Origin of the sequence: Bradyrhizobium sp. CCBAU 51745 (genome assembly GCF_028128715.1) — a bacterium.
Classification (GTDB): Bacteria; Pseudomonadota; Alphaproteobacteria; order Rhizobiales; family Xanthobacteraceae; genus Bradyrhizobium; species Bradyrhizobium manausense.
The window spans coordinates 299,179-311,654 of the sequence record NZ_LBJP01000001.1; the positions used below are offsets into that span (position 1 = coordinate 299,179).

15 protein-coding genes are annotated in these 12,476 nt (G+C 59.5%); 6 read left to right on the plus strand and 9 right to left on the minus strand.

Annotated elements, in window-relative coordinates:
- The first annotated feature begins 83 nt into the window (after positions 1-83).
- Both XH98_RS01410 and XH98_RS01415 read left to right on the plus strand, forming a co-directional pair.
- Positions 84-758, plus strand: coding sequence for a hypothetical protein (locus tag XH98_RS01410; RefSeq protein WP_271617564.1), 675 nt, complete (start codon positions 84-86; stop codon positions 756-758).
- A gap of 7 nt (positions 759-765) precedes the next feature.
- On the plus strand, positions 766-1,320 hold the full coding sequence (locus tag XH98_RS01415) for a tetratricopeptide repeat protein (protein ID WP_271617565.1): 555 nt from the start codon (positions 766-768) through the stop codon (positions 1,318-1,320).
- A gap of 2 nt (positions 1,321-1,322) precedes the next feature.
- Here the strand turns inward: XH98_RS01415 and XH98_RS01420 are convergent, their stop codons facing one another.
- The 3 genes from XH98_RS01420 to XH98_RS01430 all read right to left on the minus strand — a co-directional run bounded on the left by XH98_RS01420 (position 1,323) and on the right by XH98_RS01430 (position 2,976).
- A complete protein-coding gene (locus tag XH98_RS01420) occupies positions 1,323-1,727 on the minus strand; it encodes a DUF1003 domain-containing protein (RefSeq protein ID WP_271617566.1) in 405 nt (134 codons plus the stop codon).
- Entirely contained in the window at positions 1,727-2,134 is a 408-nt protein-coding gene (locus XH98_RS01425) for a low affinity iron permease family protein (RefSeq protein ID WP_271617567.1), read from the minus strand. Before XH98_RS01425 ends, XH98_RS01420 begins: the two co-directional genes overlap by 1 nt.
- A gap of 377 nt (positions 2,135-2,511) precedes the next feature.
- Positions 2,512-2,976, minus strand: a complete 465-nt coding sequence (locus XH98_RS01430; protein ID WP_271617568.1) for a thermonuclease family protein — start codon at positions 2,974-2,976, stop codon at positions 2,512-2,514.
- A gap of 832 nt (positions 2,977-3,808) precedes the next feature.
- On the opposite strand from XH98_RS01430, the gene XH98_RS01440 reads away from it, so the two are divergent.
- The gene (locus XH98_RS01440) at positions 3,809-4,060 is read left to right on the plus strand and encodes a hypothetical protein (RefSeq protein WP_333931491.1); all 252 of its coding nucleotides are present in this window, start codon (positions 3,809-3,811) and stop codon (positions 4,058-4,060) included.
- Positions 4,061-4,453: 393 nt separating this feature from the next.
- Here XH98_RS01440 and XH98_RS01445 read toward each other — a convergent pair whose 3' ends face one another.
- Entirely contained in the window at positions 4,454-5,614 is a 1,161-nt protein-coding gene (locus XH98_RS01445) for a L,D-transpeptidase (RefSeq protein ID WP_271617570.1), read from the minus strand.
- A gap of 422 nt (positions 5,615-6,036) precedes the next feature.
- Between XH98_RS01445 and XH98_RS01450 the strand changes: the two genes are divergently transcribed.
- From XH98_RS01450 to XH98_RS01460, 3 genes are all read left to right on the plus strand, one after another.
- On the plus strand, positions 6,037-6,738 hold the full coding sequence (locus XH98_RS01450) for a hypothetical protein (RefSeq protein ID WP_271617571.1): 702 nt from the start codon (positions 6,037-6,039) through the stop codon (positions 6,736-6,738).
- Between the two features lie 276 nt (positions 6,739-7,014).
- Complete coding sequence (locus XH98_RS01455; protein ID WP_271617572.1) at positions 7,015-7,221, plus strand: hypothetical protein; 207 nt, start codon at positions 7,015-7,017, stop codon at positions 7,219-7,221.
- A 1,405-nt stretch (positions 7,222-8,626) separates the two neighbouring features.
- Positions 8,627-8,809 (plus strand): hypothetical protein, encoded by a 183-nt coding sequence (locus XH98_RS01460; protein WP_271617573.1) that lies wholly within the window; start codon positions 8,627-8,629, stop codon positions 8,807-8,809.
- A gap of 116 nt (positions 8,810-8,925) precedes the next feature.
- Here the strand turns inward: XH98_RS01460 and XH98_RS01465 are convergent, their stop codons facing one another.
- The 5 genes from XH98_RS01465 to XH98_RS01485 all read right to left on the minus strand — a co-directional run bounded on the left by XH98_RS01465 (position 8,926) and on the right by XH98_RS01485 (position 12,465).
- The gene (locus tag XH98_RS01465) at positions 8,926-9,183 is read right to left on the minus strand and encodes a hypothetical protein (RefSeq protein ID WP_271617574.1); all 258 of its coding nucleotides are present in this window, start codon (positions 9,181-9,183) and stop codon (positions 8,926-8,928) included.
- Between the two features lie 393 nt (positions 9,184-9,576).
- Positions 9,577-10,134 carry an HdeD family acid-resistance protein gene (locus XH98_RS01470; protein WP_271617575.1) on the minus strand — a complete coding sequence of 186 codons (558 nt, stop codon included), beginning with the start codon at positions 10,132-10,134 and terminating at the stop codon, positions 9,577-9,579.
- Between the two features lie 121 nt (positions 10,135-10,255).
- On the minus strand, positions 10,256-10,735 hold the full coding sequence (locus XH98_RS01475) for a DUF992 domain-containing protein (RefSeq protein WP_271601516.1): 480 nt from the start codon (positions 10,733-10,735) through the stop codon (positions 10,256-10,258).
- On the minus strand, positions 10,736-11,329 hold the full coding sequence (locus XH98_RS01480) for a hypothetical protein (protein ID WP_271617576.1): 594 nt from the start codon (positions 11,327-11,329) through the stop codon (positions 10,736-10,738).
- 2 nt (positions 11,330-11,331) lie between these two features.
- Positions 11,332-12,465 (minus strand): AI-2E family transporter, encoded by a 1,134-nt coding sequence (locus XH98_RS01485; protein ID WP_271617577.1) that lies wholly within the window; start codon positions 12,463-12,465, stop codon positions 11,332-11,334.
- Positions 12,466-12,476: the final 11 nt, after the last annotated feature.

Below are 12,476 nucleotides of genomic sequence, written 5' to 3' on the forward strand. Positions count from 1 at the left end.
TAATAAAAACATTGCCGCGCCAAGGATTCCGCTTCGTGGGTCCTATATTTGAGGACCAGGAGCGCGCTGTTGGGCCGGCTGCCTTGGCCACGCATGGCGGTATGGCGCCTTCAGCGCCCCGCCTTTCCATTGTTGTGCTGCCTTTCGCCAATCTTAGTGCTGACAAGCAGCAGGACGACTTCGTCGATGCGATTACAGAACACCTTACCACCGACATATCTCGCCTTCCCGATTATTTCGTCATTTCATGCAAGACGGCTTTCGCATTCAAGGGCAAAACTGTAGATGCTCGACAGATTGGCCGCGAGCTTGGAGTTCGCTATGTGCTGGAAGGCAGCGTCCAGAGCCGGACCGATCGCCTGCGTGTGAACGCGCAACTCATCGACGCTGAATCAGGCGCTCACCTTTGGGCCGAGCGATTCGACAAGCCGCGGGCAGATCCTTTCGAGATGCAAGATGAGATCATAGCCCGGATTGCCCGGGCCATGGATGTCCAGCTAGTGGCGGCGGAGACCCGGCGTCTAGAGCACAAGGAGTCAGAGGAATTAGATGCAGTCGACCTCTCGCTTCGGGGGTGGACGGTATTTTTCAACAGAGTGTCAGTCGCCGGGGCACGCGAGGCACGTCGTATATTTGAGGAGGCGCTCCGCATCGACAATACCAACATCGATGTACTAATGGGTTTGGTCGAAACTCACTTATGGGAAGTCAACGCCTACATGTCCCAAGCGCGTGCTGAGCAAAGTCAGTTTGGCTGAAGCAGCAATGTCCACAGCGTCAGAACTGACACCACTCACGGCCCGCATGCACTATTGTCGCGCCGCGTTGATGGTTGCCCTGCGAGCACCAGAGGGAGCCTTTCGCGAAATTGAACTTGCCATGAACTTGTATCCTGATTTGCCCTATGTTCACACGAGAGCAGGCTGGGTTAAGATTTTTCTTGGGCGTGGCGAGGAAGCCGAAGGCCATGTGACCACCGCGATGCGCCTCAGCCCGCGCGATCCTATGCTCGGAAGCTGGTACGCGGTTCTTGGTCTTGCGGATCTGCACCTCGGTAGGCTTGACAAGGCTGTGGACCGTTTGCGGATGGCTATCGGGATTGCTCCCAACAATGAGCTCCCCTACTTCTATCTAGCAGCGGCTTTGGCTCTTCAGAACAGTAAAACGGAAGCGGGGCAGGCCAGCGAACTGGGGAGGCGGCTCGCTCCCATCTTTCGCATCGGTAAGTGCCGCGCTGAAGTCCAAAGCGATAATCTAGTCTTCTTACAGCAGCGAAATCGAATTTATGAAGGCATGGTAAGGGCCGGCGTCCCAGAGTGATGTCATTTCACAAGACTAGGCCTCTTCGGCGTTTTCGCGCTCCTGGAGATCTTGAGCGATCTGGTCGACCGACGTTTCATTCGCCAGTTCGTCGTCCCGGCAGTCCTCGTCATTAATACCCAGGCGCCGGCAATTTTCTGCAATATTCTCAACGACCGTGTTGCCTCGCGTTCAGCGAGGAACGGGGATGAATCAAGGGCATGGTCGGGGAAAAAACCGTTCACGGCAATCCAGCACACCACGGCGATGCATTGCAGGACGATAAACTGTACGGTGCCGACGAAGGACCCGATGGCATGAAAAACGCGGTGATGGGAAGCAAGTTTCTCTTCCTCCCGCTTTTCGAGCATCAAAATAGTATCAATATTTTTTACTGATTCTCGAGGTGGCGCAGAAAGCGGCAACATCAGCTTGCCACCTGCTCGGCGGCACGTCGCGCTGACTTTCGCGTTCGGTCAAGTGTCTCATCGCCAACCTTCTCGGCCAGCGCGCGCTCTTCGCATTTTGAGCGAAGCTCGTCGATCTCTTCGTCTGTGAGATGCTCAATGCCGACGAGCGAATTGCGAGCTGAGCTCACGCCGATGAGTTCATCCAGCTTCACTTGAATAGCCGCGTTATCCCGATTTTGCGAATTCTGGATCAAAAACACCATAAGGAAAGTCACGATAGTGGTACCGGTATTGATGACCAGCTGCCAAGTGTCTGAGAAGTGAAAAAGCGGACCGCTGATGGCCCAGACTATCACGACCCCTGCAGCTAAGAGGAAGGTCGATGCGCGGCCTGCCGCTAGGAGCACGGTGCGAGGGGGACACATTGCCCTAGAATAATTGCGCTGCTTTTTGCACTGCTCTTCTCTGTCTCTTGGGCCCTGGCAGAGACCGCAGGCAAAACGATCTCCCCTGAAGAGGCCTCGAACTATCATGGCCAAACGGTGACTGTGCGAGGTGCCATCTCGGCTGACACGACATCAGGACGAGGAAACAGGTTTCTCAATATGGGCGGCACCAATCCTAACCAAGCCTTCGCCGGGTGGATACCGACCAAGAATGCCGGCACCTTTTCAACTTTGCCAAACGTTACCGGCAAGACGTGCAGTATCACCGGTCGAGTCCAACCCTACAAAGGAAAGCCAGAGATCGTCCTGAGTTCACCGTCCCAGGTGAGGTGTGAATAATTGAGCGGGCGGACCCGCTAATCCGAGCAGGCCCCTGGCCGGCCCCCAAGCCTGATGCACTCGCGAAATCGCCACGGCTCAACAAAACTGCCAGACCATATTCCGCGCTCATCGCGGCGGGCTTCGTTCTGCGCCTCGGCATAGCGGCCCTGGCTGTATCGCGGCCAGTCCAGCGCTAGCCCCTGCCGCGCGAGCCAATAGGCGAGATCGGTCCCGCCAGCTGCACATGCAGCGACGGTGCGCCCGTAGCGGTCGAGTGTCATCGGCGTGCACGATACTGGACTACCCGCGATGAATGCCGCTAGCTCGTTGGCGGCTTTTGCTCCGCACCTGTATTGCAGACTGTCGGGACCGCGGCAAAGCTGAGCGCTCTCCGGCGCATCAATGCCCCAGAGCCGGATGCGGGTGCCATGAATCTCGAGGGTGTCGCCGTCGATGATGGTGGCGCGGCCAATCAGGTCAGCACTGAAGGCTGCGCTCATACACACAACGAGCGACAACACGGCAGCGGCGCGATATCGGAAGGCCGCTAGGCACAAATCCAAATGATCACCAGCGTTATCGGAAGGCTGATACCCAATGTGCCAGCAATCATCAACGCAAACGCATAAAGCCAATTTCCATCGGGCTGCGCTGCTCGGTCGGACATAGCCCGTTACTCCATCGAGCTGCCCCGAGCGGAAGTTGAACCGTTATAGTTAACGAAAGGTTAACGCGTCTTTCTTTGAGCGAATACCAGGGTTTGTGCTGCCGCTTGGCCTTCCTGGTTTGTACTCCGCGCAACGATCCCGATCCGTCTTCTCGCAGCGGCGACTTCAGCGTCTTGGGTCTTCCAAGGCGCTCGCATCAACTTGTCGCGCTTCAACCATCCAATTTGGCGATGTCGTCACGAAGCCGTAGATCTGACGCGGCCCCATCGCCGGCGTAGACTTGGTGGCGCGCGATCACCGTTCGGCGGGGCATTGTGGTTGCCGGTGCTTTTGAACCTGCCTACGTCCGTGCTTGGCATCCCGCAGCCTACGCACGTAGTAGCCCTGCCTCTGAACGGCCACCCAAATCTCGTCGCTGGCCTTGGAAACTCGTTTTTTGCTCTTCCGCCATTTGCTCGATGAACGGAATGTCGGAATCGGAGACTCTTTGCTTATGACGAGCAGATCATGCTTGTCATTGAAATAGACCTCAAACATCTCTTACCCCCGACCGACCAACCTCTGGACGTGCACAGGGGCTGCTACTGTGCGATGCGGAAAGCTTGTTGAAGTTCGAGCCTGAACACGTTCAGACGCAAGTCCCGCAACCTGTGCGAGGGAAACGGTGCACAATTATATCTCAAGCACCAGTTCCCACTTGTATGTTGTTTGCATGTTGCGCTCACCCACCAGTTCTCTTCTTGATCAATACGAGCTAGCGATTGACCAGATCGTCGCCGCTTGTGACGGTGACGTGCGCGGCGCACTAAGAGCATTGATGCTTGCCAATGAACAGCTAGAGCAAAGGTTAGAGCGGATAAGCGCTCAATTGGAAGATCAGCCAGTGGATCATCCGCCAAAGGAATTTCTCAACTAGCCGTATTCGCTGGCAGAGCAGGCATGCCGGCTATCAACTGCTCCTGGATAGGTCTTACTGCTTGGGACCCATCGCGTCATTTCGCAGCGCGGAGGTCGGACAATGACCTTGGCTGTGAAAGCTCCGCGACGGCTGAACCCGATAGGACAAGCTGTTCGTCGAAGGCCGATCTGCGCTCATGCTCGCAGCAACTTCAATCGAGTTGGCGAACTGAAGAACGTGGTTCTAGCCGGTTTTCGACTGTTCGCGTTTTTACACAGCCAGACTCCAGAACGGAGCTCGCGCCGCTTTGGCCTAGATGCGGACATCAAGAATTTTGCACCAGAATTGCGGTCGAACAATTCCAACGGGTTTGCGCAGCGGCGCTGTTTATTGGTGGGTTGCGTCGCCGCGTCAATGCGTTACCACGATGAAATCCGTATCTTTACCGGTCTCATGGCTAAATCCACTGTCGGAAATAATCAATGAAGAGGCCGGCGTCAGAAGTTTAGAGATCCTCTCAACCGTATCCTGAGGAATTTCGATGCGGTTGAGGACAGCGTTGGCCTGATCGGGCGATGGTACCGATAGGGCGGTTTGCTTCACGGGCGCCTCGCGCCCTCTCGTGGCACCGTCGATGCGAGGAAATTCGTCCGGAATCGACACGACGGTCCAACGAATAGCCGTTCCCTCGTTCTGGAATTCCATTGCGGTAAACACGTGCGTTCCCAGCGGCTCCTCCGGATTTTCGATGTTGACCGGGACATCAAACAACGGCGTGAATCCCTGACGCACGAACAGCTTGCTCAACTTACGACTGACGAAGATGGAGATTGGGGCGATCTTTTTTGGCGCGCTTGCAGCGGGAACCGAGCCCGGCACCTGGAGACTGGCGGCTTCCGGAGTCTCAGCGTTTGAAACCTGTGATCCCTGTGTTGCTGCGGCTGTACCGATGCTCTTGGTTGCGGCGGTGGCAGTCTGGAATTCCGATGAAGCGGAGGCGGCCATCGGCTGAAGAAGATGCGGATTGGTTATCTCGACCGGCTGGACATCACCGTGCGCAATGATCACGCGCGTGCCGCGCTTCGTGAGATGCCAGAGTCGAACGGCAAAATCATTTTTCAAACGGATGCAGCCGTGTGATGCCGGATGCCCAGGCACAACACCGGCGTGCAACGCTATCCCTGACCAGGTGATGCGTTGCATGTAGGGCATGGGGGCGGCGCTATAGATATTTGAACGGTGCCATCGTTGTTTGCTGATAACGCTGAACACGCCGAGGGGCGTAGGATGCCCCTCCATTCCCGTGGACACCGAAGAGCGTGCTATCAGGGCGCCGTTGTCGAAAAGCGAGACTCGTTGGTCTGCTATTGAGATGATGATCTGGAGTGGACCCTTCGGAAGGGGCTCGGGCGCGGTTTCGGAGTTTGTCTGCCGGTGGTGGTGCTTGTGTTTGTAGGGAGTGTATTGGCCCGGCCAGAACGTGTGTTGGAGTCCAAACAGAAATTGAGCGTGTGCGATCCCCGCAGGGAGCATGAAAATGGCGAATACAGCCGTTGTTATCGCGCGCTGCATTGCTCGTAATCCCTGAGCGAACATCCCCCGGTCCATAGGCGCGATTCCATCGTTTCGAAACGATGTGCGAAGGCCCCGCCTGATGCGTCATCCCGAACAGCGCGCCAAGTCTCTCCTTTAAATCTGGTCGAAGTGGGTCGAAAATTGGACCGTACTCATGAACGTGGAAAACATGCTTGGCGATATCTAGACCGATTATGCTAACCTCTACCACGGACGCCTCCCTTAAGTGGTGCTCCACACCTCCACTTTGGCACATCGATGCCGTCGGCGGGGCGTCCACCCCATCATAATTGCGGTGGGAGTTGCCGTTGAGAGGGGCGGAATTGCTTGTGATCGACGCCTTGCAATCGGGCAACATGTTTTGGAGAAATTGACGAGTGGCGGTTTGCGCCATTGCGCGACCCACATTGATCCCAAGAATGAGCTTCTTCGCATGCTTGGCTTTTCTAGACGGCTCCGGCAGAGCCTATGGAGACGACGGCATCATGAACCCGCGGCGATTTGCGATAGTGGCGCCAACGTTTTGCGGAACGGTCGTTCTCGCGGGGTCGATCGCTGGCTGGCTGGCTTCAGCGGCCGGCACCCAGAATGCCCGCGCAGTGCCAATCGAGGACCGAGCAGCATCTCTTGCCACCGATCGGCTCGCGGATGAACCGCAGGCAATCGCAATGGCTAACGCCTTTGTCGCAAACACCGTTGTCGCGAACGCTACTGTCGCTAGCGCCGAAGCGCCGACGGCCGCCGAACCCGCGGCAGGGACCACTACCGACACGACGGCGGTATCGGATAAACCGGAGTCGATCGTCGCGTTGCCCGATCCGTCCCAGATGCTGTCGGCCGATTCACCGCCAGTGCAGGAATCGGCGGACTCGGGCCACCGTGATGTCGCCCAACCGGCGCCGACAACGTGCGGTGCGTCCGGCGGTTCCTCCAACGCGGGGCCGCAGGATTTCCGGTATCTCATTTGTTATGTTTGGTCTGAACTGCCGCCTGCCGAGAAGCCGGCTGCGATCGTCTTGCGTTCGTTCAAGGACATCCCGATAGGAACCCCGGTGGAAGAGATCAAGCGCGCGTCCGACGCTTTCGGTCTCGATTTCACTTTCATGAAAGGCGGTAGCTAAGGTCGAGTCCGGTTTCGATCCCAAGCAACGCACCGGGTCATATATCGGACTGTTCCAGTTGAGCAAATATGAGTTCGGCAAATTCGGACCGGAGACATTCTCAATCCCCGCGATAATGCCGTTGCGGCAGCCTACAAGGTCATCATCTAAGGCATTCTGTTTCAGTGGGTGACGCACAGGGAGCCGGACTTGAACGATCTCTACCTGATCCATCAGTAGGGCTGGGAGGGCGCCGCGGAGCACCTCAGCCAACCCAATCGCATCGCCTGGAAATCGATGTGCGCCACCAGCGAAGGCAGGGAGAAGGGCGAAAAATGGTGCAGGCGCGCGATCTGGCGCAATACACTTCCGGCCGTCAAAAAGGCGTGGAAATCGGTCGAGAAGCTGACGTCGGACGCGTTCGTCGGAATGTGGCGCGAGCGGGTTGCTCATTTCTATTCGAAATACCTGACCACCGCCGATGCCGAGCGGGCGCACCAATAAATTTCCGTTGAGTGTTTGGCAGGAGTTGCCACACCCTCGGGCCGACACCGCCGCTGGTCGCGCGGCTGCACTTTACGTCGGGTCGTTCCTGCTGCGCGCTAGCGCCTTCTCGGACATTGGTTTCGGTCGTTAGGAGATCCGCTTTCGAGGGCTGAGGGGAGGTAGCTGTGAGTTATCAGGCCACGCGTCAGCGCCACTACGGCCAGCGCACAGGCGATGGCTGCTTCCGGAGCGCGAGAAAGTGCAAAAGGGCGACCGAAGCCCGCCCCCTCGCCTGCCATGCGTTGCCTTGCATGACCGTTGGCAACCGCGGTGCTTGTACCTGCGGCAAGCAGGCAAACCGATCGATAGGTTGTTGCGTTTTCGTCCCAAGCGGGTGTTCCCGGGACGCCGGCGCGGCCGACAACGTGTAACGATAGCGACGAGCGCGCCCCACAATCCCGCGCCATGCGCGGAGTGTGAAACTAGGGCCTATTAGGGCCCAGCCGGTTCGGCCGGGCTTCCGCTCCTCGGACGAGAAGCCGGACAATGCCTTCAATTTCAGGAGCTTCCACCGTTGTTCGATAGATCGGAAAATCGCTTGCCGCAAGGACCACACGGTTTTGCCGTACGCTAGGGTTCGCGAGATCGCCGCATGATCGTCCGGCCTTGTCGACGTTGCCGGAAGCATGCAGGCGAGACGAACCTGACAGCGCCGTTCGTCCGCGCGCGGTTACGGGCTCACAGGGACTACCCGCCCTGCCCGCACCTCTCGCGCCCAACGCTGGCCGCGTCCACCGCAAGCCCAGCTTGTGAAAGTGACGACGTACGATCGCCCCTCAAGGATGAGCCGGGATGGCGCGAAACATACGTAATTTCCGAATTTCGGTAAAGTGAAATATTTTTGGGGTTGACGAAAGGCGAAACAGGAGCGATTGGTCGCAAGAGACGGCACCGCTACAGTCCTCGCGCAAATTCGCCGCTAACGTTGTTCCGATCGAAACAGCGAAGAAGCCTGCTCTGCGAACTCTTACGCCGCTTCCTGAGGTCGTAGAAATTCGTGCGTAACTCTCTCGGTCCCATTGCTGCCGGCGACAATGTTGGACCCGCGCATGATCGCGCCATCGAACCGCGGCGCCGGCGAACGTCAAATTGTCGACTACCGGTGGCTCGGAGCGGGCGCCAGCTGCTGGGAGTCGTGGGTGCAAAAAAACCCCAGCTTCACAAAGGATGGTGAGCTGGGGCAAGTTCACCTTCTCGCCCAGGATCACGAACCTGGGCTATCGGGAAAACGTGGCAATCGGTCCGTCGTTCCTCGCGGTCGCGAAGGTTGAAGCCCCGCAACAAGGTATGTTGTTGTGAATTACGGGGAAAATGCCCCCTTAGTGACACGATCTACTTAGGTTTCTGTTTGGATGTTGTTCGCATGTCACGCCAACGCACCAACTCTGCTCTTGATCGATACGAGCTTGCGGTCGATGAGATCGTTGCAGCTTGTGACGGTGATTGGCGCGGCGCGCTCAGAGCGCTGATGTTGCTGAATGAGCGGCTGGAGCTGAGATTGGAGCAGATGAGTGGGGTTCATCCTCCTCACCAGCGGCTGCATTAGTACGCAGGACGGGTTGAGACGCCGTGTCTCGGCATCCCGGGCCAAGGATTTGTGAATTTGCGCCAATGATCGAGCAGTCGCGGGAGCCGGGCCGGCTCAGATCCCTGCCCCGCGCGTTACTCCCGCGGCCTCCGATCGCTGCGTGCGGGCTCGTCGTAGCCCTTGCGGCGGCTGTAGAACATCAGGGCCGTCAGGCCGCTGCCGATCACAAACATCAGGACGACAGCAACTCCAAGGATGACATTGCGGTAAAGCGGCATTGGTGAGGTGGCTTGCCACACCGACGCGCAGTACCAGACGGCCAGAACAAGAAGAGCTGCCAGAGCCGCAGAAAGGAGCCAATGCCTGGTGTTGTGCACAATTGCCTCCGTCATAGGAACTCGGGACCCGAACAAGCTCCGCGACAAATCTGCCGCCGCCGGGATGTGAGACTTTCGCGGCGGCGTTGCTAAACCCACCGCCAGCCGCAATGACGACGACCGCGATGCCACCAGCAAACCCAGCGACGGCGCCGGCGCGGCGGCGGGCGGCCCCAGCCGGGAGCAGGTCCCCAGCCAGGTCCCCAGCCGGGACCCGGTCCCCACTGCGCCTGGGTCAGGAGATCCGACCGCCCGGCGGCCTTGGCAAGATCGGGAGCCATCGGCATCGCTTCTGCGGCCTCAATGAAACGAACCCCAATCGCGCCGATCGCTGCGGCGGCAACGGCGTTCCGGGCAAAGCCAAGAAAAGCTCGACGGTTGGGAGCGTCCATCATCTTTCTCCTCTTGTTATGCAGTGCTTCGCGCAGCGTGAAGCGCGTAGAGCAGCCAGGCGAGGCCGTGCGAGATCAGATCGACGCCCAACAGGAAGCCGAGCGCCCAGGCGCTGATGGTGGGAAAGCCAAACAGGATGAGCAGCCCGGCAAGGACCGCGAAGAGACCGGAGACCAGCATCATCCAGCCGTTCTGCCGCCAATAGGCGAAACTCAGCACGCATCTGATGACACCGGATGCGAACAGCACGGCGCCGAGAAAATAGGTCAGGATCAGGGCGCCCGCAGCCGGCTGAGTCAGAAGCACGAGTCCGAGGGCGACATAGAGTGCGCCGAGCAGGATCTGCCACAGGAAGCCGCCCCACCCCCTGGTCCAGAAGGCATGGACGATCTCGAACGCACCCGCTGCAATCGCCGCCAGCCCGATCAGTTTCACGCTGATGACGGTCGCGAACACCACATCGCCGAGCACCGCGACGCCGGCGCCGATCATCACGATGCCGAGAAGGACGCAGACCCACAGGGGCGGAGGACCCAGCGCTTCGACGCCGGACCGGCCGTCGTAGACCGTCATGCCATCCTCCTGGACCGCGATCATCTGCCTGGCATGATAACTTCGACCCCGCGGCCTCGGCATCCGACGAAACCCTGAGCAAGGAAGCGGGAAATCCAACGTCGTCACCCGCTGTCGCGCGCTATCGCCGGCCGCGTGGGCCCAATGTCAGATTGGTGACGCCGGCCGCGAGATTGAGCCCGATCGATCGCTCGATCGACAGTGGCTGCAACATGATACTTCGGCGCGAACCGCCAATCAGAACGTTGGCTCCGAGGCCCGGTCCTAGAGCGATGGCGCCGCTCGCTCCCACATAGTTCCCGCGCAAGGTGGCGGGGCCGATCCGGGAATTCCTGGCGAGGACGCCCCAGGACAAGGTGCCGGCCGAGGTCACGCCAAGGTCGAGACCGATGCGCCTGATGCGCCCCTCATAGATATAGGGTTGACCTGTCCTGCGCGCGTAGAACACGCAGCGCAGCGCTTGCGCCGATCCAAGGACCAGCCCCACCCGCGGCTCACTGAAGCACAACAGTCTGCCGACCCGGAATGCCTCGGCGCGGGCGGGCAAGGCGGTGCATATCAAGGCGAACGCACCGATGAAAACGAGCCGCATTGTTCGCATTCAAGCCTCCCTGTGGTTGTTGATGGATCTCGTCGCTGGCCGTCGGTCCTGGCGAAGCCAGAACGTGATGCCGAGCCCGATCAGCAGCACGGCACCCAGCAGGAAGAAGAAGACCGACTGCTTCAGCCAGGATATCGCCGGGACGGTCAAGCCCATCGCAAGGCCGAGGAAGGAGATTTGCAGCGACAGAAGGCTGACGCCCGCGAGAAACGTGCCGAGTGCGAGCAAGGTCAGCAGGACGAGGCCGGTCGCCGGTGTGGGAAGCAATTGCTGCACGCCCGACACCAGCATGATGTTCATGGTGACCAGGACGGCAACCCAATGCAGCGCCTGGGTCCAGATCAATCGGAGCTGGGCCTCCTTGCCCTCCGCCTCCGGCCATTTGGTGACGACGCAGACGACGCCGATGGACAGCGCCAGGAACTCCCAATAGCCGACAAGCGACTGGTGGGACACGTTGGTATAGGCGACGCCCGCGATGGCGAGCACCAGCGCCACGACATAGGGCAATTGCTGCCACAGGAAGTGAGCCATCCCCGAACCCGGTGCGGAGCTCTCCGTGCCATCGTTCCGTTCGACTTCGACGTCGCTCATGGTCATCCACTTACGAATGTTTGGCGTTCAACCTTTTCTTGCAACGTCCGCCTGGGATCATCCTCAAGCCAGTCCTCGACATAGAACCGGATGATCGCAACCCGCCCGACAGCGACCGCGGGCATGGCGAGCGCGATGCCCATGACGCCGAACATCGCGCCCAGCAGGACGATCGCAACCAAGGTCCAGGCAGGAGGAATTTCGACGGCCTGGCGCTGGATCAACGGGCCGATGACATAGCCCTCCACCGACTGGATGATGGTGTAGACCACGATGGCCCAGATCAGCAGTGAAGCGCCGAGCGGCATTGCCACGAGGGCGATCGGAATCGCGGCCATGATCGGCCCGAGATACGGGATGAAATTGGACAGGCCCGCCTGCAATCCGAGCACGAAGGGACCGGGCAGCCCGATCAGATAGAGCGCGATCCACACGCACAGCGTCATGAGGATGATGCGGACCAATTGCCCGACGAACCACAGCCGCATGACGGCGCCCATCTCGTCCATGACGGCGCTCGCTCGCGCGCGATACGACCGCTTCATCAGCATGACGAGGCTGTCGCGATGGCTGATCGGATCAAACGCGAACAGGATTCCGAGGAACAGGATCACGAGAGCGCCGGTCAGCAGGCTCGATGCGCCGCCAAGCACGATCTGGGCATGGCTAATCAACCGGCCCTGGTCGGAAAAAAGCCATTGCGAGAAATTGCGGCCGCCTTCCGGCCCAAGCAGCTCCACGCCGTACGACAGCAGATGCGCCTGGACGATGTCGAGTTGGGCGTCCATCACCTTGATCAAGTTCCGCGTCTGCTCCGGCAGCTTGCCCGCGCCCCAGTCGAGGCCGAACCCCGCGACGGCCGATAGCAGCAACAGCACCAGCGTCAGCCGCCAGGCACGATTGAGCGGGACGACCGGCGCCAGGGCCCGCGCCGACGCATCGAGAAACGCCGCGCACAGCACACCCGCGAAGATGAGCAGGAGGCTGGAGACCGTCTGCCAGACCAGGAACAGCGCGACGCCGACGGCGAGCAGGCTCAGTCCCGTCCCCAACACGCTGCGCGGTCCGGCATCGCGGCAAGGTTCGTCGCCTCGCGCGACTTCGTCGTATCTCTCGCCTGGACTCGCATCGTTCATGGGTCGACCAA

Excerpts from the sequence above, each read along its gene's own strand:
- XH98_RS01445 (WP_271617570.1), bottom strand. The coding sequence starts at position 5,614 with ATGCAGCGCGCGATAACAACGGCTGTATTCGCCATTTTCATGCTCCCT.
- XH98_RS01485 (WP_271617577.1), bottom strand. The coding sequence starts at position 12,465 with ATGAACGATGCGAGTCCAGGCGAGAGATACGACGAAGTCGCGCGAGGC.
- XH98_RS01455 (WP_271617572.1), top strand. The coding sequence starts at position 7,015 with ATGTGCGCCACCAGCGAAGGCAGGGAGAAGGGCGAAAAATGGTGCAGG.
- XH98_RS01465 (WP_271617574.1), bottom strand. The coding sequence starts at position 9,183 with ATGACGGAGGCAATTGTGCACAACACCAGGCATTGGCTCCTTTCTGCG.
- XH98_RS01420 (WP_271617566.1), bottom strand. The coding sequence starts at position 1,727 with ATGTTGCCGCTTTCTGCGCCACCTCGAGAATCAGTAAAAAATATTGAT.
- XH98_RS01430 (WP_271617568.1), bottom strand. The coding sequence starts at position 2,976 with ATGAGCGCAGCCTTCAGTGCTGACCTGATTGGCCGCGCCACCATCATC.
- XH98_RS01415 (WP_271617565.1), top strand. The coding sequence starts at position 766 with ATGTCCACAGCGTCAGAACTGACACCACTCACGGCCCGCATGCACTAT.
- XH98_RS01470 (WP_271617575.1), bottom strand. The coding sequence starts at position 10,134 with ATGACGGTCTACGACGGCCGGTCCGGCGTCGAAGCGCTGGGTCCTCCG.
- XH98_RS01475 (WP_271601516.1), bottom strand. The coding sequence starts at position 10,735 with ATGCGAACAATGCGGCTCGTTTTCATCGGTGCGTTCGCCTTGATATGC.
- XH98_RS01450 (WP_271617571.1), top strand. The coding sequence starts at position 6,037 with ATGAGCTTCTTCGCATGCTTGGCTTTTCTAGACGGCTCCGGCAGAGCC.
- XH98_RS01425 (WP_271617567.1), bottom strand. The coding sequence starts at position 2,134 with ATGTGTCCCCCTCGCACCGTGCTCCTAGCGGCAGGCCGCGCATCGACC.
- XH98_RS01480 (WP_271617576.1), bottom strand. The coding sequence starts at position 11,329 with ATGAGCGACGTCGAAGTCGAACGGAACGATGGCACGGAGAGCTCCGCA.
- XH98_RS01460 (WP_271617573.1), top strand. The coding sequence starts at position 8,627 with ATGTCACGCCAACGCACCAACTCTGCTCTTGATCGATACGAGCTTGCG.